A 21207-nucleotide genomic window follows, 5' to 3' on the forward strand; every position below is an offset into this window, starting at 1 on the left:
ATTAATTGATCAGGCTGACCGCTTCGCGCGCCGCATCATTCAGTGGACGGGCCAGTAATCCCGTATGCGACAGGGTAACTTCAAAAAGCGCTTTATCGATCATCGGCAGATAGGTCGCTGAGCCGTATACCGTGTCTATTGCCGGCACCCATTGTGGATGCTTGTTCAGCAACTGCCAAACATCCAGGCCATAAAGACTTTGATGAATGGCATAGGCCGTGCGTTTTGCGGTTGTTTCCTGCTCTATATCAAAGTAGCGGCCACTCAAACGCTCTAAGCGATATGCCGGTTTAATCCCCAGGGTGGCGATATAACCTTTCCATTTCACGATACGGGCGTCCAGCTGCCACTGGTCGCCGCGCAGGCTATAGCGGGTTTCCTTACCATCCTTATCGACCAGGCGCACATCAAAGTATTGATTTTCAATTTTTTCGAAACTGATAGTCGCTACTGGCTGTTCCTGCAGGATTTGCTTGTAGCTGTATACATCGTAAGCTACCACCCCAATACCTATAGCCAGGACTAACAATCCCAGGCCGAATAAGCCGCGAAAAAACCCTAAAAACCAGCTTTTCAATGCCAATACTCTCACAGCTTGATAGGCAACATAAAGCGCTATAAGGCCAACGATAATGGCAATCAGTGTGTAAAGCATAAGTCATTCCCGGAAATATGGTTCAATTGTTATTGTTGACAGGGCTACGCTATTTTTTACCCGGCAACTGTTTTACCAAGCAACGCTGTACATAAAGGTCTATCAACTGCCCTGCTACAGTAGCTTTTGGTGGCACCTGAGGCAACTGATCGTAGCGGAACCAGTTCGCATCCAATATTTCTTCGCCGTCAATTTGAATATCGCCACTGGCATATTCAGCAATAAAACCAAGCATCAACTGCCCCGGAAAAGGCCAGGATTGGCTGGTAATATACTCAAGCTGGCCCAGCCTTACTCCAACCTCCTCATAAACCTCGCGGTGCACGGTATCCTCCACACGCTCCCCGGCTTCGACAAATCCGGCCAGGGTTGTGTAAACCGGGCGCGATGCCCGCACGTGATGCGCCAGTAATAGTTCCTGGTCGCGCACCACGAGGACAATCATGCACGGGGAAATACGCGGGTAAAAACGCAGCTGGCATGCCAGGCATACACGCGCGCTATCCACTTGATCGGTTTTTGTCGGCTGTCCGCATCGACCGCAATAGGCATGGTCGAAATACCACTGGCAAATTTGCAGGGCCCGTCCGGCCAGGCTGAATAGCGTGGCATCCACTTGCCCCAACTGTGCACGCAACCCCAACCACTGGTAATTACCACGCAACGTTGATGCTGGCATGGCAACAACCCAAAACGTCTGCTGGCTATTGTGCCCAAGATATTGCTCATGACTGGCAGGATGCTGCACCTGTGCTTTCAGGCACTCCAGCCCGGCGGAGGTCAGGATACATAATGTGCCGTCGGTATCGCACAGCAATTGATCCACCTTTCCCCGAACATCACTTACCACAAAATAATTCCGGGCAAGTGATTTGCCCGGAAGGTTTTTGGAAAGGGAAAACTCAAAGGAGGCGAGCGCTATCGGCTCCATAAAACCTCTTTAACCTAACAGGTACAACATCAGACCTGATATCCCAGCGCTTGCAGGCTCTCCTCGGCGATTTGCAACACACTGGTGTCTGCATTTTTATCCAATTTAAGGCTATCCAGATAATATTCGAGGCTGATAATGGCATCCGCAAAGGTTTCCAGCATATGTTGCACGGCTGGATGCTGCTCGCCCTGCAGCAAATCCTCGTCAACAAAACGCATACAACCGGCCAGTACTTTAGCGGCACGCGGCAATCCAAGTACAAACATACCACCACGTACCGCATCCAGGGTGCCGACAATATTGCTGATATGTCCTTTGTCGTAATTGGATTCAGAGAACGCTGTCAGCGCACGCTTGACCAACACCAGGCCAGCTTCGGCTTCGTCGATGACAATTTTTTCAGCCTCGGCAATTTGGTTATTTGACATGGCGGCATCGCGCGATAATGCATTAATTTGCGCAACTTTCTCATCGGAAAGATTGGCATTACCCAAACCGGCAATGGTGCTTTCGACGTATAGCAGGGTATCAGCCACTTGCAGCATTTCTTCGGGGGCTATAGCAGAATGGGTTGCTTGCCAATGCGCAATTTTGTCAATTTCCTGCCTCAGGCTGTTACTGGGAACAACCAGTCCAACCACCTTAAGGATATCGGCAATTTTCTTCAGGGTTTCCAGTAATTCAGGCGATTCATTGAGCAACTCGGCTCCACCTTGTGCGGCGCGCTCGAGAATATTTTTCGTACTGTGCAATTCATCGCGCAGCACATTGACCATAGAGGCAATGGTATTTGCGCTTGGCCCTTTGAGGAATTCATTTTCGCGTTGGAGTTCCGCTTCGCTGTAACTTAGCGGAGGAACACCATAACCGATCAGCACTGACTGGGATTTTTCACTGGTAGAGTGGGCCAGCGCCAAAATATACAGCAGCTCTTTTAGCAGCTGTGGATCCTGTTCGCGCTGCAACACGGCAGTGCCTTCAAATTGAAAGCGTTTAATCTCGCGATCAATGGCACTGAACAACAAGCGACGTGTTTTGGTTAATGCCATGCGCTTTTCAATGATTGCAGCCAGGGTTGTGCTGGCCAGCCACCAAAAATTACCGAGGTTGCTTCCCAGGGTTGCTGACTCAAGTCGCTCCAGTGCGCGCACCATCATGCCAAGCGAGGCTTTGGCTTGTACATTCTTCAGTACATTCAGCAAGCCCGTCTGGTACATATGGCGCAAGCGACGAACCAATTGGCTGTAATCTTCCGGTAAAGCCACGGGCTCTGGTAAACCCTTGCGACTGATTCGTCCAGGGGTGAAATTAAAATAATAGCTTTCTTGCAGCAGCGGTGCCTTGCGCGCCTGGCGCAATTCATTGATGTAAGGGATCAGTAAAACCGCCATACCCCGGGAGGTCTGTGAACAGTATTCCAGGTAGCGGGGCAGGATAAAAAAACTGGCTGTCAATAACTCCAACTTGGGATCGGTTGTCGGATCATCGCCCAGGGTAATGTCAGTAATATGATTAAGTAGCTCATCGGCCAGGAGATCTACCCCCCGCATTTGAATCAGGCTGAGGGTGCCGCGAATTTGCTTGATTCCTTCAATACAGTTTTGCAGTAACTCGCCGTTGTTGCGATCCTGCGCAAACTGCTCCAGGCGCACTGCTGACTGCTCGATAGTGGCGACCAGCTCATCATGCACCATTTTCAGGGATGCGAGATTTACAGATTCTGTCGTGCTCACGAGGTTGATCTCAATTGGGGAGATGAAAACATCTCAGGTTAGGTGTTGATCAAGCTTAGCCGATTTCACCACTTATGCTAGGTGGTTGATATGGCAGCAATTTTCAGCCTTTATCCGAGGCATAACGCGTCTGACTCTATACCATACATCCGCAGATTTCACGCCCGGACCAGGCTTTACCCGCTATCTTGATGCGGGATTGCCAAGCAAATCTCAGTTGGCCAAATTTTGGGCCATCAGGGTTTTAACCACAAACAATTATCACCACTGCTCCTGGCAATGGCTGCCAGCTTCTCTTCATGTGCCTGCAACTCTTCGGCAGAGGCGCTAATCACCCGCAGGGCCGGTCGCTGGCTACTGAGTCGGCGAATACCCTCCTGATTGCCCCCCCCTTCTGCCTTTGCCTGGTTTCCCCCCAGGGAAAGGCTGGTCTGGCCACCGGTCATGGCCAAATACACATCGGCAAGGATCTCGGCATCCAGCAAGGCGCCGTGCAGGTCGCGCTGGGAGTTGTCGACACCATAGCGCTTACACAAGGCATCCAGGTTATTTTTTTGGCCCGGATGCTTGTTGCGTGCCAGCAAGAGCGTATCTATAACACCACAGCGCCCCTTGATACTGCCAAAACCCGGACGCAGCATATTTAATTCGTGGTCGATAAAACCAATATCGAACGCCGCATTGTGGATGATCAGTTCCGCATCGCCGACAAAGTTAAGGAAATCGTCAACAATACGTGCAAATACCGGTTTGTCATTGAGCATGGCATTGCTGATACCGTGTACGGCGAAAGCACCGGCATCCACTTCCCGCTCCGGATTGATGTATTGGTGATAATGGCGGCCAGTCAAGCGGCGATTCATCAACTCAACACAGCCGATCTCGATAATCCTGTGCCCCTGGGAATACTCAAGGCCTGTGGTTTCAGTATCCAATACGATTTGACGCATAGTGAATTAACTTCTCCTGACTTTTTATCGCAACTCTTTTTACTGCTTATCACAACGCGTTATTACTGCAATTTTTAGCGCAATTCGTCTATACCGCGGTTGGCCAGCGCATCGGCCAGCTCATTTTCGCGGTGGCCGCTGTGGCCCTTCACCCATTTCCAGGTGACCTGGTGGCGCTGGTTTTGCTCATCCAGGCGCTGCCATAAATCAGCATTCTTTACCGGCTCTTTAGCAGCAGTGCGCCAACCATTGCGCTTCCAACCCGGCATCCATTCCGTAATCCCCTTACGCACATATTGGGAGTCAGTGGTAATGACGACGGCACAGGGTTCTTTCAAGGCACTGAGTGCTGCTATAGCCGCCATCAGCTCCATGCGATTATTGGTTGTTTCAGGCTCACCGCCATAGAGGGATTTTTCGACCTGGCCATAGCGGAGCAGTGCGCCCCAACCGCCGGGACCAGGATTACCCTTGCAGGCACCATCAGTGAATATTTCTACGGTCTTCAACAGCAGTCTTCTTGTTTTCGGGTGAATGAACATGCCTTGGTGGATGGGCCGATTGTGGTCGCCCACCCTGCCCCAGCAGGCGAGGCACCGCCAAGCCGCGTAAGGGTAAAGGGGCTTGCCAGGCAGGTTTAATGGGTGTCATCGCCAGATGATCCTTGCGTGCCACTATCATATAAAAGCCTCCCCAGGGCAGGCGCCACCTTTTACCCCATGACTCCATCCATTGCAAATGTTGAATAGCGTTAGGCTGCGCTAGCGGAGGGCGATAATAGCCTTGATATATTTCTACCGGCTCCAGGTTCACCAGGCTCAACCAATCCAGGAGTCGCCCCAAACGCAGGTATTGGTAGCGCCAGCGCGCCTGGGAGCTAAAAAGGCGGGCAACCCATGAACCAAGCCCCCATAGGCTCCAGGGGTTGAAGCCAATAATCACCAGGTGCCCACGGGGAATGATAACCCTGGCAGCCTCGCGCAATAGATGGTGCGGACTTTGGGTGTAATCCAGGGTGTGATGCAGGATCACGGCATCAATAGAATCGGATGCCAGGGGTAAATGGTTAAAATCGGTCAGTCCCGAGAGCTTGGGATGTTCATCCCGGCGAGGATGTAGCAGGAAGCGGTGGGAAATCCGAATGCCCTCCCCCATATCAATGCGGCCGCTGATACCCAATTGCATCAGGTGATAGCCAAACAGGCAATTGAGCGATTCATTGACCAGGCGCTTCTCCTCCTGGATCAGGGCTTGTCCCAAGGGGGTTTCAAACCATTCACTCATGTCCTCTATAGAATCGCGCAAAGGCATCACCCCAAAACGCCGCTTCCATATACCGGACAGGCGCAATAAAAAACGCTGGGGCGCGCGCATAAGTTTGCGATGCATATCAGACCTCCTGCGAAACAATACTGATCGCCCAAAGCTGCACTTATTTGTGGTGCTGACCAACACCTTGCATAATCCGCCCCGAGCCTAGTCTGATATATAGTGCGCGCAAACCAGGCGCGCAACCAGTTGTTTTTGCTCGCACATGGAAATAACCGGTATTGGTAGCAGGAGTTCCTCCATGATTCGAATCAGCCCAATTCCCGCCTTTAGTAATAACTATTTCTGGCTTATACAACCAAATATCCACTCCCCCCCAGGCCCTGATCGTTGATCCAGGTGATGCCACACCGGTACTCAATACATTGGAAAGCTGGGGACTGGTATTAGATGCCATACTGGTGACCCATCACCATCGCGACCATATTGGTGGTATAGATGATCTCCAGCACCATTATGGCAACCAGCTACCCGTCTACGGACCATTCAGCCAGCGTATCCCCTCTATTAATATCCCGCTAAAAGCGGGGGATGGGATAGACCTGGCAGGGATGCACTTTGACGTTATACCCACCCCCGGTGATGCCTTGCAACCGCCCAGCCTTTTCTGTGGCGATGCGCTTTTCGCCGGTGGCTGCGGGCGACGCTTTGAAGGGACAGCAGAGGACATGTGGGCATCCCTCGAACGCCTTGCTGCCCTGCCGGAAGAAACCCTGGTGTACTGCGCCCATGAATATACCCTCGACAATCTGCGCTTTGCAGTCGCTATAGAGCCTGACAACCGGGAATTACAGCAGCGACTCCTGACAGTAGAAGCCCAGCGAGCGCAAGGACAGATCACCCTACCCAGTTTTATTGGCCTTGAAAAACGCACGAATCCATTTTTGCGCTGTCATTTACGCAGCATTCGGGATGTCGTCGAAAATCACTTTGCAGACACCTTTGAAACTCCGGCCAAGGTTTTCGGCGCCCTGCGCCTGATGAAAGACACTTGGCGCTAAAAGTGCTTAAGGTTGTGTCAGGCGTCACGCCCAAGGATTGACCGGGGCAATCTATGTCCCTAGAATCCCGAAATCCCAATTCTGCCATTGCTTATTTTTTCGTTATTTTTATTGAGCATCCCTGATTTTTTAGGATGTTTTTCCTGAAAACAGCCTGAATTCTGCTAACAGAATCGCCTAAGGCCATAATCAACATAAGATTCATCACTATGAAGATTTGCAACCGACCGCCCTTTTGGACCCGATATTTAGCGCTTGTCTGTCTTTTCAGCCTTGCTGCTTGTAGTAATCTCCAGACAGCCAAAGAGAGCGCTACTCACAAAACACCTGCCCCCGCACCGGTAGCAAAAACAAAAACCAAAAAAGAAGACAACAACAAACCCGAAGAAAAAGCCGAAGCCAATCTCTGGGAAGAACTGCCAAAAGGCTTTGGCCTGCCCCAGGTCGAAGACAGCAAAGTTAGCAACTACCTCCGCTGGTACTCCAACAACCAGCGCTATATCGATAAGATCGCCGAGCAAAGCAAACCCTATCTCTACTACGTCAAGTCCGAACTGGCAGCCAATAACATGCCGCTCGAACTGGCCTTGTTACCGATTGTCGAAAGTGCCTATAACCCGCTTGCCAACTCCCCCAGTAAAGCCGCCGGTATATGGCAATTCATGCCCCATACCGGACGCAGTTTTGGACTGCAGCAAAACCAGTGGTACGACGGCCGACGCGACCTTGTTGCCTCTACCGATGCCGCCATTCGCTATCTGAGCCGGTTACACAATATGTTTGACGGCGATTGGTTTCTGGCAATTGCCGCCTATAACGCCGGGGAGGGAACGGTAAAGCGGGCGATTGCCAAAAATCAACGCGCCGGTAAAAAAGCAGATTTCTGGTCCCTGCCATTATCACAGCAAACACAATCCTATGTGCCGCAGTTGCTGGCATTATCCAAAGTGGTTGCCACCCCGCATAAGTACGATCTCAGCTTCCAGCCTATCGTGGATGCGCCCTACTTCACACGCATCGATATCCCGGGGCCGATCGATATGGCGCAGGCAGCGCGTATAGCCAACCTGAATCCCCAGGATTTGCGCCTACTGAATGCCGGCCATATCAAATGGATCACCGCCGCGCCGGGTACAAAAGAATTACTGGTTCCCGTTGCAGACGCCCCTGCCCTGGCCCTGGCCCTGGAACAACTGCCAACCCTCGGCCCCATCAAGACGGAAAGTAACTACCGGGTGAAATCCGGCGATACCCTGGGCGCGATTGCCCGCCGTTTTGGCACCAGCGTCGCTGCAATACAGAAAGTTAACCATTTAACAAACACCAACCTGCGTATCGGCCAGGAGTTGGCAATTCCCGGCCAAGCCATTATCGAATCCAGCTATATCGCCCAGATTGAAAAAGAATTGGCAGCCAAGCAATCGCAAGCCGTTACCAATCGTTATTACACCGTCAAATCTGGCGATAACCTTTGGTCAATTGCGAAAAAACACGGTGTCAAACTAGCCTCCTTGCTCAAATGGAATAAACTCGACGCCAAGAGCGCACTCAAGCCCGGCCAGAAATTGGTTGTTGCCCAGAGCGCCGGCTATGCCACCAGTAAAGATGGAAAAATTACCTATCGCATCCAACCTGGCGATACACTCTATACCATCGCCAGCCGGTTTGACGTAAGCCAGAAAGACCTGCTGAGCTGGAACAAGGTAAAGGATGAAAGCTATATTCATCCGGGACAGGAACTCACTATCTATCGCGTTGCACAAAACTGATTTTCACATAATAACCCCATAAAAAAGCCCTCAGTATGAGGGCTTTTTTATGGGTGAAAATATAGCGCCTTACAACGTTGGAATGGCGGCCAGTAATTGACGCGTATACTCCTGTTGAGGATGGGCAAACAGGGTTTCAGTATCCCCCGCTTCGATCAACTTACCTTTTTGCATGACCATCACGCGATCACACAGATAACGCACGACTGACATATCGTGTGAAATAAACAACATGGTTAAATTGTGCTTTTGGGTCAGGTCCAACAACAGAGCCAGAATTTGTGCACGAATAGTCACATCCAGTGCCGATACAGGTTCATCCGCAATAATAAGCCTTGGCTTGGGAGCAAGGGCGCGGGCTATAGCAATACGCTGGCGCTGGCCACCGGAAAACTCGTGGGGATATTTGCGAATAAAACGGCGATCCAGCCCTACATCATCCATCAGTTGGTTCACTTGCTCGACGACTGTCTGTTTGTTAGCAATACCATGCAGCAGCAAAGGTTCTGCCAGTGTATCGAACACGGTCATGCGTGGATTCAATGAGGCGTAGGGATCCTGGAAAATCATTTGCACCTGGGAGCGTCGCTGTTTCAATTGCTCAGGATTTAATGACAAAAGATCAGTGCCCGCAAAAATAACCTCGCCTGAATCGGGTTCAACCAGACGGATAATACTTCGCCCAAGTGTCGACTTTCCCGAACCAGATTCACCGACAACGCCGAGGATTTCACCCGGCTGGATACGGATACTAATATCATCAACACCCCTGACCTGATTCAGGACCCGCCGAAAAAAAACACCGGTATGCTGGGTAAACCAGGTGTTAAGGTGTTTAACCGAAAGTAAGGCGGGCGCATCATGGCGAGCCGCACTGGGAACCGGCTTGGCCGTGGTCAATACGGCCGCCAATAACTTGCGCGTATACTCCTCTTTGGGAGCCTGGAAAATTGCGCTGGTTTCGCCCTGCTCGACCAAACGCCCCTTTTCCATCACCAGGATATGGTCCGCCATCTGCGCAGCAACCCCCAAATCGTGGGTGATAAAAATAACCGCCAATTGACGTGTACGCTGCAAATCCTTGATCAAGGCCAGGATTTGCGCCTGTACCGTTACATCCAGCGCTGTTGTTGGCTCATCAGCAATCAACAATTCCGGCTCCGCCAGGAGAGCCATGGCAATCATGACCCGCTGGCGCATGCCACCGGAAAACTGATGGGGATAATCATCAACACGCTTGGCTGCATCGCGAATCCCTACCTCATCCAACGCCGCGATGGCTTTGGCGCGCGCATCACGCCTGGTGATATCGCGATGTTCCAACAGGACTTCAACCAGTTGGTCGACAACACGCATATAAGGGTTGAGACAGGTCATGGGGTCCTGGAAAATCATCGCGATCTTGTTGCCACGGATACCCCGCAACTGCTTATCACCCATCTGCAACAGGTCTTCACCATGGAAAAGGGCACGGCCGCGCTCAACCTGTCCCGGTGGTGAAGGGATTAGTCCCAACAGGCTATAACAAGCCACGGATTTTCCCGAACCGGACTCACCAACAATACCCAATACCTCTCCCGGATTCAGAGAAAAGCTCAGGTCTTCTACTGCGACAGTTTGGCCATCGCGGGTATTGAATACCACACGCAAACTATCGACATTCAATAATGCTTGCCCGGTCATGGTATTAATCCTTGGAGGTGCGAGGATCAAGCGCGTCACGCAGGCCATCGCCGAGGAAATTAAGGGAAAACAAAGTGATCGTCAGCACCAATCCGGGAAATAAAATTAACCAGGGATATTCTTCCATGGTCTCCACACCACCGGAAATCAATGAACCCCAGGAACTGGCAGGCGGTTGGATACCCAACCCCAGAAAACTCAAAAACGACTCTAATAGAATCACGCTGGGGATTGTCAGTGTTGTGTAAACAATAATCGGACCCAATACATTAGGAATAAGATGGCGGGAAATAATCTGCCAGGGAGACAGGCCCATCGCCACCGCCGCTTCAACAAATTCCTGGCGTTTAATATTCAGCACCTGGCCACGCACAATACGCGCCATAGTCAACCATTCAACAGCACCGATTGCTAAAAACAGCAACAGCATACTGCTGCCAAAAATGACTGTGAGCAAAATAATAAAGATAGTAAACGGCAATGCATAAAGTACATCCACGATACGCATCATAACCGCGTCTACCCGCCCACCGAGAAACCCGGCTGTCGCCCCCCACAATACACCGATCGTTAACGCAACGGCAGTCGCAATAAAACCGACCATCAACGATACCTGGCTACCATACATAATGCGTGTCAGCTGATCGCGACCGAGTACGTCAGTACCTAACCAATGCTCTGCAGAGGGCGGTGATGCACCCAGGAGAAGATTTTGTTCTTCGTAGGAATAAGGCGCAATCCAGGGAGTGAGGATAGCGATCAAAATCATAAACAACAGGATAAACAAACTCAGCATTGCCACTTTATTTTTGCACAAACGGGCTAATGCATCCTGGGTCAGGGACCTGCCCTGCTCTACACCATACTCTAATACGAGGGTTTTCATCAGCGTTTTCCTCCCAGCTCCTGGCGCAATTTCGGGTTGAGCCACACCAGTACTATGTCTGCGAGTAAATTAAACAGCACAATTAAAAATGCAAAGAAAATAGTACATCCCAGGATCATGGTGTAATCACGGTTAAAGGCTGCAGTGACATAAAAGCGCCCCAGGCCGGGAATCTGGAAAATCGTTTCCACCACAAAAGATCCTGCCAACAACCCAGCCAATGCAGGGCCAAGATAAGAAATCACCGGGGCAATACCACCGCGCAAAGCGTGTACTAATACAATACGCTGGTTGGAAAGCCCCTTGGCCCGAGCGGTGCGTATGTAATCCTGCGACAGGATTTCCAGCATACCTCCACGGCAGATACGTGCAATATACGCGGCATAGGCCGTGCCCAGGGTAATTGATGGCAGGACTTTATCACCGGGAATCTGGCCCCATCCGGCAACGGGCAACCACCCCAGCCATAAACCAAATATCAACAACAAAATGGGCCCCAGTACAAAAGTCGGCATACAGATACCGATCATAGCGGCTGACATGGGGATATAGTCCTGCCAGGTATTGCGCCTGAGAGCTGCAAGCAAACCGGCAGACAGGCCTACCAATAATGCAAAACCAATCGCATACAACGACAGCTCCAGCGTTGCAGGAAAACCGGATGCAATCAGGTCATTCACACTGTGGGTGGGATATTTAAACGAAGGACCGAAATCCCCCTGGATGACATTCCATAAATAATCCAGATATTGTTTCCATAATGGATCATCCAGGTGATAGCGCTGGTTAAGCTGTTTGAGCACTTCCGGTGGTACAGCCCGCTCGGCATCGAAGGGGCCACCGGGCGCGGCGCGCACCATAAAAAACGTCACAGTAATGACCAGGAACAGCACCGGAATCGCCTGGAATAGACGCTTTACAATAAACAACCACATGCAAACATCTCCTATCGGGTCGCTTCCAGATACATATATTTATAGGGATGATAATCCATTATGTTCGGGTAATAGCCCTTCACATCCGGCGACAGAAGGTAATTTGTTGTGTAATTGTAGAGTGGGATAAAGGGCGCATCGTCAACCAGAATGGCTTCTGCCTGTTGGAAATAATCGTAGCGCTCTTCGCGGGTTTTGGCGGATGCTGTGCGGCGAATCAATTCATCATACCGGGTATTACCCCACCCGGTTTTATTATTACCAGCCCCGGTCATGAATAACTCAAGGAAAGTGTAAGGGTCCATGTAATCGCCAATCCAGCCCATGCGCGAAACCTGGTAATCCAGCATCTGCTGGGTTTTGATAAATACCTTCCACTCCTGGTTTTTGAGGGTGATATCTATGTTCAGCGCCTTTTTCCACATCTGCTGGATAGCAACCGCAATTTTTTGGTGATCTTCCAAGGTGTTGTAACTTAACTCCAACCTGGGAAAGCCTTTGCCATCCGGATAACCGGCTTCCGCCAATAGTTTGCGCGCCAGCTCCAGGTCATAGACCATTTTTGCTTCGGCGGTGTAACCAAGGGTATTGGGTGGTGTGAAGTTATAGGCAGCGGATTGTCCACCTTTGACAACGTTGCGAACAATGACATCACGATCAATCGAATATGCCAGGGCTTTGCGCACGCGCACATCATCCAGCGGCTTCGCGGTGACATTCAATAAATAGAAATAGGTTCCAAAATACATATTGGCGCCTTGCGCTCACGATAGCCGGGAATTTTCTCGCTGGGCATGGTATTGGTTTTATGCAATTGCCCGGCTTTGAACATGCGCTCTTCCACCAATGCCTGATCCACCGGGTAGAAGCGAATCTCTTTTAAGCGCACACTGGCTGCATCCCAATAATAGGGATTGGGGATGACAGAGAATACCTTGGCCGGCGTCCACTCCTTGATCACAAAGGGGCCATTACCGACAAAGTTTTCTGCGCGCGTCCAGGGCGTGGTATTGTCATCCAACGCACCGAATTTCTTAATCGTTGGAATATGGACAGGGAACAAACTGTGGTGATCCAGCAGCTGTAAGAAATAAGGGGTGGGATTCTCCAGGGTCACATGCAGTGTTTTTTCATCCACTGCCTGCACACCAACCTCGGAAAAGTCATTGATGGTTTGACGGTAGTAAGCCTCTGCATTCTTGATGACAAATAGCGAGCCGGCGTATTGGTTGCCCAATGCCGGCATTAATGCCCGATTCCAGGACTGCACGAAATCTTGCGCAGTAATTGCATCACCATTGGACCACTTGGCAGTGTCACGTATATGGAAGGTATATACCAAACCATCATCAGAAACCTCCCAGCGCTCTGCCACCGCCGGAATAATCTCCAGGGTTTCCGGATGTTTGGCAACCAACCCTTCAAACAACGCCATCTGCAAATGATACTCGGGCATGCCTGTGGTGGTATGCGGATCTATCCCGGCAGGTTCAGTACCATTACCCAGATGCAATATTTGCTGCTCTGTGCCTAATTGCACCAGCGTTTTGCGCTCTTCACAACCCCATAAACCAAGACTGATGATGACCAACAAGCTGACAAGGCGGCCGGGTTTCATAAAATTCTCCTTTGTTCGATAACAACGAAGTAGCAACTGGATTGGAGCCGCCAGCACACGCACTGGCGGCCATTCATTTATTAATGGATGGAAAGATCCCGGGCAAACGCATCAAAGTTATAGGGGCGTCCGAGGAAATCCTGTACCAATTGATCAGCATCTTTAGTGCCACCAGGCTCCAGGACTGTTGTGCGATACTTGTGGGCAATTTCCGGATTGCGCAGCCCGTATTTGAGAAACTCCGCATGCATATCGGCCGCAATCACCAATGACCACATGTAGGTGTAATAAATCGAAGAATAGCCGTTTAGGTGACCAAAGCTGGTATAAAAATAAGTGTCATCCACATAACCAAAGGGAGAATATTTGGCCTGGATTTTCGCCATCAGATTATCCAGTTCCAATTGAGCAGGATCGCCGTTGTATACACCCAATGACAGTGCCGCATAAAACAGCTGGTGCTTGGTCCACATACCACGACCAAAATCACGTGCTGAAATCATCTTTTCTACCAGTGCCGGGGGAATAACTTCACCTTTATCATTGCGCGCAAAGGTTGCCAGGGTTTCTGTATCCCACACCCATTCTTCCAGCATTTGTGAAGGAGCCTCTACAAAATCCCATTCCGCACGTATGCCCGAGAAATACACCCAGCGCTGTTTGGTTCCACCAAAAATAGCATGCAGCAAGTGACCGAATTCATGCAGGAAGGTTTCCACATCAGCATGTTCCATCAACCCGGAACTACCGTCGCCACCAGGGAAGTTACAAACCAATGCAGCCAAGGGTAACTGCACACCAGAGACACCACTTAAAATAGTAAATGCAGCAGCATGCTTGTATTTACCCTCACGCGGATGCATGTCCAGGTAAAAACGTCCAATCAAGGACTCACCATCCCATATCTCATAGGCATTGACAGAGGTGTGCCATGTATCGGTCTGCCAGGGTTTGATCTGGATACCAAACATAGCCTGGGTCAAATCAAAAATACCCTGGCGCACATTAGCGTAGTGAAAGTACTGACGCACTTCCTGGGCATCCACCTGGTAGTCCTCTTTTTTAACCAGTGCCTCTACATACATTTTTTGCCAATCAGCTACCTGGCTGGCCTCCGGATTAATTTTTTGCAATCGTTTCAGGAGTTGTTGGTATTCAACCTGGGCACGCTCGTCTGCAATAGCAGACACCTTGTCAATAAATGACTGGGCATTGGCCGGAGACTTGATCATTTTGTCTTCGGTAATATATTGGGAAAAATTTTCATAGCCCAGCAACTGTGCCAATTCATGGCGTTTGCTGACCAGCTGGTGTAAGACGGCTTTATTTTCCGGATAAGCCTGTTGACGAAAGATAATATAAAACTGCTTGCGCAACTCATCATTTTCCGCATATTGCATGAAAGGAACATAATCGGGGTATGCGGTGGTCAGGACGATGTTCCCTTCGCTATTGGGTTTATGGTTATCAATATAATCCTGCGGTAAACCTTTTAGGTCATCGACAGAACCAAGTATCAACTGACGCGCTCCCTGGCGAATATTTTTATCAAAAGTCTGCCCGATTTGATTGATCTCTTCATTCAGCTGCTTGATACGTGCACGGGTTGCATCATCCTTATCAACACCAGAGCGTTTATAATCGCGTAACAATCGCGTAACAAGACGCTGGTCCTGTTGATCCAATTGACGGGTATCCACATTGACCAATTTATCGTAAATGGGACGCAATAAACTGATTTCACTGATCAGCGCGACAAATTGCTGCTCGCAAAACTCGGCCTGCTCCCGCACAGCAGTATTCGGATGGACATTGGCATAAAGGCTGGCGTAGTTCATCTGTTTATCTAACAACAGGTCTATCGCATTGAGGGCATTGAGCAACACCAATGCCTCATAGGACTTTTGTGGATCACGCAGGGGGATAAGATGGGATTGCACAGCGTCGTAATCTGACTGACAGTCCTTGATATAGGACGCAGCCTCCCGATCGTCCGGTGTCGGCCAACTGATTGCAACTGCAGGTACGGCAGAAGCGGTATCAGATGTCTCGTCTTTTTGACTACAAGCAGTGATAAATACCATCACAAGCATCAATACCGGGGTAAGCAAGCTGTTCCATCGTTGTGTTATTGCAGGCGGATTCACCCTGGTGTGCACTGTGCTGGTCATCAAATCACCTTCCAAAGCTAGCATTTATCAATCAGGTTTCAGGGCACCATGGAATCGACCTACTGATAGCCATGTCAGGCATACGCCATGGTGTCCTGTTAGATACCCTGCCCCCTTCTGTCAGCCGATCGAGCGGGAGCGGGCGGCTCATGGTAGTACACTTTATCGGACAAACAAAGTGCTATAAAAGCCTTGTTTTTTAAGTACTTAGTCCAAGGGAAGTGCATAACTGCAACCCGTCACCCCACCCGGTGAGGGTACAAACCTGATCCCCCCAGAAACGGACAGTATTCCGTTGGCAAGATTTCCTACATTCTTGCAGATAGCTGCTAAGCTTGAGTTAACTTACGAATTCTTATAACTCCCTGCATTATGCGAGATTACCTGCTGACTGAAGACCAACGCGACTGTCTGCAAGAAATCACCAATGTGGCCATGGGCCAGGCCGGTGATCGTCTGGCACGCTTGTTAAATGTCTTTGTAGTTCTATCCATCCCCCATGTAAGCGTCCTCAACCCAACCGATATTGCTATGGCACTACAGTCCCTCAACCGCGAGAATGAGGACGATGTTGTCCATGGTGTTTGCCAAGGGTTTATTGGGGGCGGGATTGCCGGGGAAGCCATGCTGATCTTCCATGGTACCGACTTTAACGATCTGGCCAAATTGCTCAAATATGATCGAATACCCGATGAACAGGCACAAAATGAACTCTTGATGGATACTGCCAATGTTCTCAACGGGGCCTGCCTGCGCGGTATGGCAGAGCAGCTGGATACCAATTTCAGTTTTGGCCCCCCCATGTTGCTCGGACACCACTGCAACATTACCGACTTACTGCAAAGCAATAACATGAAGTGGAAACAGGCACTGGTGGTTGAAATCAACTACGCTATAGAAAATCGCCAGATCAACTGCGACCTGTTACTCGTGATTGCCGAGCACTCGATCTCGGGTCTGGTGGAAAAACTCAATTACCTTCTGGATTGAAGTCGAATCGACAATGGCCAAGCGTGCGAACCCTCCCGAGAACATGAAAGATATCCACTGGCACATGGATATATTACACAACATTGATGTGGGTTTAATTGTGCTGAACGAGCGCTATGAAATTGAGATGTGGAACAATTTCATGCAAAACCACAGTGGCAAACCGCCCGAGTCGGTACTGGGAGCCAACCTGTTTAGCGTTTTTCCCGAATTATCGGAAGAATGGTTCTGCCATAAAGCACAAACGGTTTTTGTATTACACAATGCAACTTTTACAACCTGGGAGCAGCGCCCCTACCTGTTCCGTTTCCCCCATTACCGCCCCATTACCGGCACAGCCGACTACATGTACCAGAACAGCACCATCTTTCCCCTGGTTAATACCAAGGGTGAGGTTGACCATATCTGTGTCATTATCTATGACGTTACCGATACTGCTGTCAATAAAATTGCCCAGCAACACGCCAATAAGCAGCTGCAAAACCTGAGTCGCACGGATCATTTAACGAGCCTGTTTAATCGCGGTTACTGGGAGCTGCGCCTGATCCAGGAGTTCAAGCGCTACGATCGCTATGAAAGCCCATCCAGTCTGATTATGTTGGATATTGATCACTTTAAAAAAATCAACGACAACTACGGTCACACGGTCGGGGATGAAGCCATACGTTGTGTCAGTCGGGTCATTAAGGAACAGGTGCGCGACCTGGATATTGCAGGGCGCTATGGTGGTGAGGAATTTGGCATTATTCTCACCAGCACCAATGGTGATGGTGCCTGTGTTATTGCTGAGCGCTTACGCAGCATCATCGAAAAGCAAACGGTGTATGCCGAAGGTCATGAAATCCACTTTACTATTAGCCTTGGTGTAGCCGAGCTGAATGACCATATGCATGATCATCGCCAATGGATTGAAAAAGCAGACCATGCACTGTACAAGTCCAAAGAATCAGGTCGCAATCGTTGCACGCTGTCAGCAGATTAACCCCAACAAATGCCAAACAAAAAGCCCGCTGACAAGGCGGGCTTTGGGGTGGGAGATTAACAGGGTAAACCACAGCGGAGGATTGCAGGTTATTCGTTTGAAGAGTCAGCAACCGCCGCTTCTGCCTTGATGTGTTTATAAGCATAAAAGCCAACATAGGTAATCATGGCAAAGGTTAACGCCACAATCACAAGGCTCAACAATACAACACTGTCCAAATACATAGGGCACCTCCACTATTGACTGACGATTTCAGTCTATCAACCCGATGGTGCCGGTTCTTGATGGAGATCAAATCAACGTGTCAAAGCGTCCATCACCGGTTTCAAATCCCGCTCCCACACCTGGGCATCAACGGCACCGATGTGCTTGTAACGAATAATTCCCTGCTGATCGACAATATAGGTTTCGGGTGCACCAAATACCCCCAGGTTCAACCCCAGGCGACCGTCTTCATCCATTGCACTCATAACATAGGGGTTATGCAGATCGCGCAGCCATTTTTGGGCTGCAGTACTATCATCCTTGTAATTAATTCCAAAAATAGCGACCCCCTGGGTGCGAAGGCTATTGAGGAATTCATGTTCCTCACGGCAGGTAACACACCAGGTTGCCCATACATTTATCAGGCTGATTTTCCCTTTAAAAACCGACTCATCCATTTCTTTAATCCCGGCAGGATTTTCATCAGCCGGTAATATGGGTAACTTGAATGCTGGCACTGGCTTGTTCAGCAAAGCCGAGGGCATGGCATTAGGGTCAAGGGAGAGTCCGCGCCAGAAAAATAGTGCCAACACAATGAATACCAATAGCGGGGCAAACAGCATCAGGCGTTGTTTATTCATTGGCCAGAACCCCTGTTCCAGCACCTACAGGCACAGCAACCTTTTTCGTTAGCTTGCGATAGCGCTTATCCGCAACAGCCAGCAGTGACCCCAGGGCCATAAAAATGGCCCCCAACCAAATCCAGCGCACAAAGGGTTTGAAATGAACACGCATCGCCCAGGCATTATCGGTCAGGGGTTCCCCCATAGCGATATACAGGTCGCGGAATAACCCCGGGTCCAGGGCAACTTCTGTCATAACACTGTTGGTCGCCAGGTAGCGACGTTTTTGTGGTTTCATTTGCTTAAGGAACTTACCCTTGTGATACACCGCAATACGCGCCTCATCCGCGACGTAATTAGGGCCATTCACCTTAGCCAATTCCTCAAGCACAAACTCGTAATTATCCAGAGCCACCTTCTGCCCCACCTCCATACGCAGGTCGCGATGCTCGTTATAAATACTGGTGTAGCACACACCAATCAGGGTCACGGCAACCCCCAGGTGGGCAATAACCATAGCGTAATAGCTCAAACTCAATTTGCGTAAACCCGCTGCCGCACTTTCAGCATGACGCAGGCGATACAGCAGATCTGTAATTAAAGAGAAGCTAATCCAGCAACCAATCATCGTGGCCAGCGCAGCACCCCAACTGTATTCATCTTCATACAGCCAAGGTAATAACAACCCCAACGCAAGGCTGAATATCCATGGTTTTATAAGCAGTTGCCTCAAATAAGCGACACTGGAGCTCTTCCAATTAGCCAGGGGGCCAAACGCCATCAGAAAACAGAGAACCCCCATGAGGGGGATAAAGAAGAGGTTGAAGAAAGGCGCACCCACGGAAATCTTGCCCAGCTTCAGCGCATCGGCAATCAAGGGATACAAGGTTCCTAACAACACTGCCAGCATCACCACCACGAGCAGGATGTTATTGGATAGCAGCAGCGTTTCGCGCGATAGCCAACCAAAACCGACGGCACTTTTCACTACCGGGGCACGCAAGCCATAGAGGATCAGTGAACCACCTACCACGACCAACAAGAAACCCAGAATAAATACACCGCGCTCAGGATCGTTTGCAAAGGCATGGACCGACGTCAGAACCCCGGAACGTACCAGGAAGGTTCCCAACAAACTCAGGGAGAAGGTAAAAATCGCCAGTAAAATTGTCCAGCTTTTAAACAAACCACGCTTTTCAGTAACGGCCAATGAGTGAATCAAGGCAGTCCCTACCAACCAGGGCATAAAGGAGGCATTTTCTACCGGGTCCCAAAACCACCAGCCACCCCAGCCCAGTTCGTAGTAAGCCCACCAACTGCCCAGGGCAATTCCCAGGGACAGGAACCCCCAAGCCAAAGTAGCCCATGGACGCGACCAACGCGCCCAAGCACTATCCAGGCGACCGGTGAGCAAAGCGGCAATTGCAAACGCGAAACAAACACTAAAACCAACATACCCCATATAAAGTACAGGAGGATGTATGATCAAACCAATATCCTGCAACAAGGGATTGAGGTCTTTTCCATCGGCAGGCGGCAGGGGCAACAAGCGATCAAAGGGATTGGATGTCAACAAAATAAATAACAGGAAACCTATACCCACGAACCCGAGGATAGCCAATACCCGCGCCTGCATATCCAGCGGCAAGGAGCGGCTGAATAAAGCAACAGCTAGCGTCCAGCCCGCCAACATCAGGATCCACAGCAACAGCGAACCCTCATGCCCCCCCCAGACTGCGCTGATTTTGTAATACACCGGCAACAGGGAGTTGGAATGATTGGCAACATAAGCCACCGAGAAATCATCGACAACAAAACTGTAACTCAGGCACACAAAGGCAATGGCCACAAACACAAAAAATGCCGACGCAAATGCGCGGGCCGAATGCATAAGGATGAGATTACCGCGGTGAGCCCCATAAAGAGGAACCACAAACAGCAGCAGGCTGAAGCAACAGGCGAGGATCAGCGCAAAATGCCCAAACTCCGGAACAAGGGCGCCAAATGACAGCGAATAATCAGGCACCATAGTTTAATCCTCCGCAAGTTGCCTGGTGCTGGCCTTTGCCTTTCATCGCTTCAGCAACTTCTGGCGGCATGTAGGTTTCATCGTGTTTGGCCAGCACTTCGCTAGCCTGGATATCACCGGCCTCTGTCACTATGCCATTAATAACAGCCGCTTCGCCTTCGGCAAATAAATCCGGAAGGATTCCTGTGTAGGACACTACAACATCGGCATTACCATCCGTAATCACAAAGCGCACATCCAGATTTTCCTGGGAGCGCACCACACTGCCCGGCTTGACGCAGCCACCTGCGCGTATGCGGGTGTTATGGGGGACATCCCCGGCAGCAATTTTGCTCGGCGGATAAAAGAGGTTGATATTTTCCCGCAGTGCATAGGCAATCAGACCTACTGCCAATGAAGAAAACACCACAATAAAAAGCACGATCATCAACCGTTGTTTACGTTGGGGATGCATAAAACCACCAGTATTCCAGATTTGAAGCAGTCACTCGGTTGCCAGTTGCAAGGTTCTATTCGTATTTAGTATTGGTTGCGCTCTTGTTGCTCGCGCTTTTGCTGCAAGCGATGCGCACGGACGAAGCGGCGCTGTTGCACCAAAGGCACGACAATCAATACCGCCAGCGCCACCAGGGTAATTGCATAGGCCGCCCAGACAAAAGGCCCGTGCCCATTCATAGCCACAAAATCGACAAGATCAGAAAATTGGAATTGCATG

General features: G+C 50.2%; 21 protein-coding genes. 4 read left to right on the forward strand and 17 right to left on the reverse strand.

Translation table 11 applies throughout. The annotated features are described in order from the left end of the window. Window position 1: 1 nt before the first annotated feature. The 6 genes from CJA_RS09945 to CJA_RS09970 form a co-directional block, all read right to left on the reverse strand. Window positions 2-655 carry a hypothetical protein gene (locus CJA_RS09945; protein ID WP_012487652.1) on the reverse strand — a complete coding sequence of 218 codons (654 nt, stop codon included), beginning with the start codon at window positions 653-655 and terminating at the stop codon, window positions 2-4. Between the two features lie 49 nt (window positions 656-704). Continuing rightward, window positions 705-1505 (reverse strand): NAD(+) diphosphatase, encoded by an 801-nt coding sequence (gene nudC / locus CJA_RS09950; RefSeq protein ID WP_238526750.1) that lies wholly within the window; start codon window positions 1503-1505, stop codon window positions 705-707. A 110-nt stretch (window positions 1506-1615) separates the two neighbouring features. Then, the gene (locus CJA_RS09955; protein WP_012487654.1) at window positions 1616-3322 is read right to left on the reverse strand and encodes a FimL-related protein; all 1707 of its coding nucleotides are present in this window, start codon (window positions 3320-3322) and stop codon (window positions 1616-1618) included. Between the two features lie 236 nt (window positions 3323-3558). Then, complete coding sequence (gene dnaQ, locus CJA_RS09960) at window positions 3559-4272, reverse strand: DNA polymerase III subunit epsilon (RefSeq protein ID WP_012487655.1); 714 nt, start codon at window positions 4270-4272, stop codon at window positions 3559-3561. Window positions 4273-4346: 74 nt separating this feature from the next. After that, entirely contained in the window at window positions 4347-4781 is a 435-nt protein-coding gene (rnhA, locus tag CJA_RS09965) for a ribonuclease HI (protein WP_012487656.1), read from the reverse strand. After that, window positions 4756-5661 (reverse strand): methyltransferase domain-containing protein, encoded by a 906-nt coding sequence (locus CJA_RS09970; protein WP_012487657.1) that lies wholly within the window; start codon window positions 5659-5661, stop codon window positions 4756-4758. Before CJA_RS09970 ends, rnhA begins: the two co-directional genes overlap by 26 nt. A gap of 305 nt (window positions 5662-5966) precedes the next feature. Between CJA_RS09970 and gloB the strand changes: the two genes are divergently transcribed. Both gloB and CJA_RS09980 read left to right on the forward strand, forming a co-directional pair. Continuing rightward, window positions 5967-6602: a hydroxyacylglutathione hydrolase gene (gloB, locus tag CJA_RS09975; RefSeq protein ID WP_012487659.1), complete on the forward strand. Its 636-nt coding sequence runs from the start codon at window positions 5967-5969 to the stop codon at window positions 6600-6602. A 209-nt stretch (window positions 6603-6811) separates the two neighbouring features. Next, window positions 6812-8371 (forward strand): lytic transglycosylase, encoded by a 1560-nt coding sequence (locus tag CJA_RS09980; protein WP_012487660.1) that lies wholly within the window; start codon window positions 6812-6814, stop codon window positions 8369-8371. Window positions 8372-8440: 69 nt separating this feature from the next. On the opposite strand, the gene CJA_RS09985 is transcribed toward CJA_RS09980, so the two are convergent. The 6 genes from CJA_RS09985 to CJA_RS10005 form a co-directional block, all read right to left on the reverse strand. Beyond that, entirely contained in the window at window positions 8441-10054 is a 1614-nt protein-coding gene (locus tag CJA_RS09985; RefSeq protein WP_012487661.1) for an ABC transporter ATP-binding protein, read from the reverse strand. Window positions 10055-10058: 4 nt separating this feature from the next. After that, window positions 10059-10940 (reverse strand): ABC transporter permease, encoded by an 882-nt coding sequence (locus CJA_RS09990; RefSeq protein ID WP_012487662.1) that lies wholly within the window; start codon window positions 10938-10940, stop codon window positions 10059-10061. Beyond that, window positions 10940-11875 (reverse strand): ABC transporter permease, encoded by a 936-nt coding sequence (locus CJA_RS09995; protein ID WP_012487663.1) that lies wholly within the window; start codon window positions 11873-11875, stop codon window positions 10940-10942. The genes CJA_RS09990 and CJA_RS09995 overlap by 1 nt, the downstream gene beginning before the upstream one ends. A gap of 11 nt (window positions 11876-11886) precedes the next feature. Then, window positions 11887-12624 (reverse strand): peptide ABC transporter substrate-binding protein, encoded by a 738-nt coding sequence (locus CJA_RS19865; RefSeq protein ID WP_012487664.1) that lies wholly within the window; start codon window positions 12622-12624, stop codon window positions 11887-11889. After that, a complete protein-coding gene (locus CJA_RS19870; RefSeq protein ID WP_012487665.1) occupies window positions 12594-13493 on the reverse strand; it encodes a peptide ABC transporter substrate-binding protein in 900 nt (299 codons plus the stop codon). The genes CJA_RS19865 and CJA_RS19870 overlap by 31 nt, the downstream gene beginning before the upstream one ends. 80 nt (window positions 13494-13573) lie before the next feature. Further along, a complete protein-coding gene (locus tag CJA_RS10005) occupies window positions 13574-15664 on the reverse strand; it encodes a M3 family metallopeptidase (protein WP_012487666.1) in 2091 nt (696 codons plus the stop codon). Between the two features lie 372 nt (window positions 15665-16036). Here CJA_RS10005 and CJA_RS10010 point away from each other — a divergent pair, with 372 nt between their 5' ends. Beyond that, window positions 16037-16654 (forward strand): histidine kinase, encoded by a 618-nt coding sequence (locus tag CJA_RS10010; RefSeq protein ID WP_012487667.1) that lies wholly within the window; start codon window positions 16037-16039, stop codon window positions 16652-16654. Between the two features lie 13 nt (window positions 16655-16667). Beyond that, window positions 16668-17636: a GGDEF domain-containing protein gene (locus CJA_RS10015; protein ID WP_012487668.1), complete on the forward strand. Its 969-nt coding sequence runs from the start codon at window positions 16668-16670 to the stop codon at window positions 17634-17636. A gap of 89 nt (window positions 17637-17725) precedes the next feature. Here CJA_RS10015 and CJA_RS19875 read toward each other — a convergent pair whose 3' ends face one another. From CJA_RS19875 to ccmD, 5 genes are all read right to left on the reverse strand, one after another. After that, window positions 17726-17860, reverse strand: a complete 135-nt coding sequence (locus tag CJA_RS19875; RefSeq protein ID WP_012487669.1) for a hypothetical protein — start codon at window positions 17858-17860, stop codon at window positions 17726-17728. Window positions 17861-17932: 72 nt separating this feature from the next. Further along, window positions 17933-18481, reverse strand: a complete 549-nt coding sequence (locus tag CJA_RS10020) for a DsbE family thiol:disulfide interchange protein (RefSeq protein ID WP_012487670.1) — start codon at window positions 18479-18481, stop codon at window positions 17933-17935. Further along, window positions 18474-20492: a heme lyase CcmF/NrfE family subunit gene (locus CJA_RS10025; RefSeq protein WP_012487671.1), complete on the reverse strand. Its 2019-nt coding sequence runs from the start codon at window positions 20490-20492 to the stop codon at window positions 18474-18476. The genes CJA_RS10020 and CJA_RS10025 overlap by 8 nt, the downstream gene beginning before the upstream one ends. Continuing rightward, window positions 20482-20946 carry a cytochrome c maturation protein CcmE gene (gene ccmE / locus CJA_RS10030; RefSeq protein ID WP_012487672.1) on the reverse strand — a complete coding sequence of 155 codons (465 nt, stop codon included), beginning with the start codon at window positions 20944-20946 and terminating at the stop codon, window positions 20482-20484. The genes CJA_RS10025 and ccmE overlap by 11 nt, the downstream gene beginning before the upstream one ends. A 65-nt stretch (window positions 20947-21011) precedes the next feature. After that, the gene (gene ccmD, locus CJA_RS10035; RefSeq protein ID WP_012487673.1) at window positions 21012-21206 is read right to left on the reverse strand and encodes a heme exporter protein CcmD; all 195 of its coding nucleotides are present in this window, start codon (window positions 21204-21206) and stop codon (window positions 21012-21014) included. Window position 21207: the final 1 nt, after the last annotated feature.

The sequence above is a fragment of the Cellvibrio japonicus Ueda107 genome, from assembly GCF_000019225.1.
Taxonomy (GTDB): domain Bacteria; phylum Pseudomonadota; class Gammaproteobacteria; order Pseudomonadales; family Cellvibrionaceae; genus Cellvibrio; species Cellvibrio japonicus.

What these genes read in the sequence shown, in the direction of transcription:
- CJA_RS09995 (WP_012487663.1), bottom strand. Translation starts at nt 11,875, where the DNA reads ATGTGGTTGTTTATTGTAAAGCGTCTATTCCAGGCGATTCCGGTGCTG.
- CJA_RS19870 (WP_012487665.1), bottom strand. Translation starts at nt 13,493, where the DNA reads ATGAAACCCGGCCGCCTTGTCAGCTTGTTGGTCATCATCAGTCTTGGT.
- CJA_RS10020 (WP_012487670.1), bottom strand. Translation starts at nt 18,481, where the DNA reads ATGAATAAACAACGCCTGATGCTGTTTGCCCCGCTATTGGTATTCATT.
- CJA_RS19875 (WP_012487669.1), bottom strand. Translation starts at nt 17,860, where the DNA reads ATGTATTTGGACAGTGTTGTATTGTTGAGCCTTGTGATTGTGGCGTTA.
- CJA_RS09990 (WP_012487662.1), bottom strand. Translation starts at nt 10,940, where the DNA reads ATGAAAACCCTCGTATTAGAGTATGGTGTAGAGCAGGGCAGGTCCCTG.
- CJA_RS09970 (WP_012487657.1), bottom strand. Translation starts at nt 5,661, where the DNA reads ATGCATCGCAAACTTATGCGCGCGCCCCAGCGTTTTTTATTGCGCCTG.
- CJA_RS10015 (WP_012487668.1), top strand. Translation starts at nt 16,668, where the DNA reads ATGGCCAAGCGTGCGAACCCTCCCGAGAACATGAAAGATATCCACTGG.
- CJA_RS10010 (WP_012487667.1), top strand. Translation starts at nt 16,037, where the DNA reads ATGCGAGATTACCTGCTGACTGAAGACCAACGCGACTGTCTGCAAGAA.
- dnaQ (WP_012487655.1), bottom strand. Translation starts at nt 4,272, where the DNA reads ATGCGTCAAATCGTATTGGATACTGAAACCACAGGCCTTGAGTATTCC.
- ccmD (WP_012487673.1), bottom strand. Translation starts at nt 21,206, where the DNA reads ATGCAATTCCAATTTTCTGATCTTGTCGATTTTGTGGCTATGAATGGG.
- CJA_RS10005 (WP_012487666.1), bottom strand. Translation starts at nt 15,664, where the DNA reads ATGACCAGCACAGTGCACACCAGGGTGAATCCGCCTGCAATAACACAA.
- CJA_RS09980 (WP_012487660.1), top strand. Translation starts at nt 6,812, where the DNA reads ATGAAGATTTGCAACCGACCGCCCTTTTGGACCCGATATTTAGCGCTT.
- CJA_RS09985 (WP_012487661.1), bottom strand. Translation starts at nt 10,054, where the DNA reads ATGACCGGGCAAGCATTATTGAATGTCGATAGTTTGCGTGTGGTATTC.
- CJA_RS10025 (WP_012487671.1), bottom strand. Translation starts at nt 20,492, where the DNA reads ATGGTGCCTGATTATTCGCTGTCATTTGGCGCCCTTGTTCCGGAGTTT.
- ccmE (WP_012487672.1), bottom strand. Translation starts at nt 20,946, where the DNA reads ATGCATCCCCAACGTAAACAACGGTTGATGATCGTGCTTTTTATTGTG.
- CJA_RS19865 (WP_012487664.1), bottom strand. Translation starts at nt 12,624, where the DNA reads ATGTATTTTGGAACCTATTTCTATTTATTGAATGTCACCGCGAAGCCG.
- CJA_RS09945 (WP_012487652.1), bottom strand. Translation starts at nt 655, where the DNA reads ATGCTTTACACACTGATTGCCATTATCGTTGGCCTTATAGCGCTTTAT.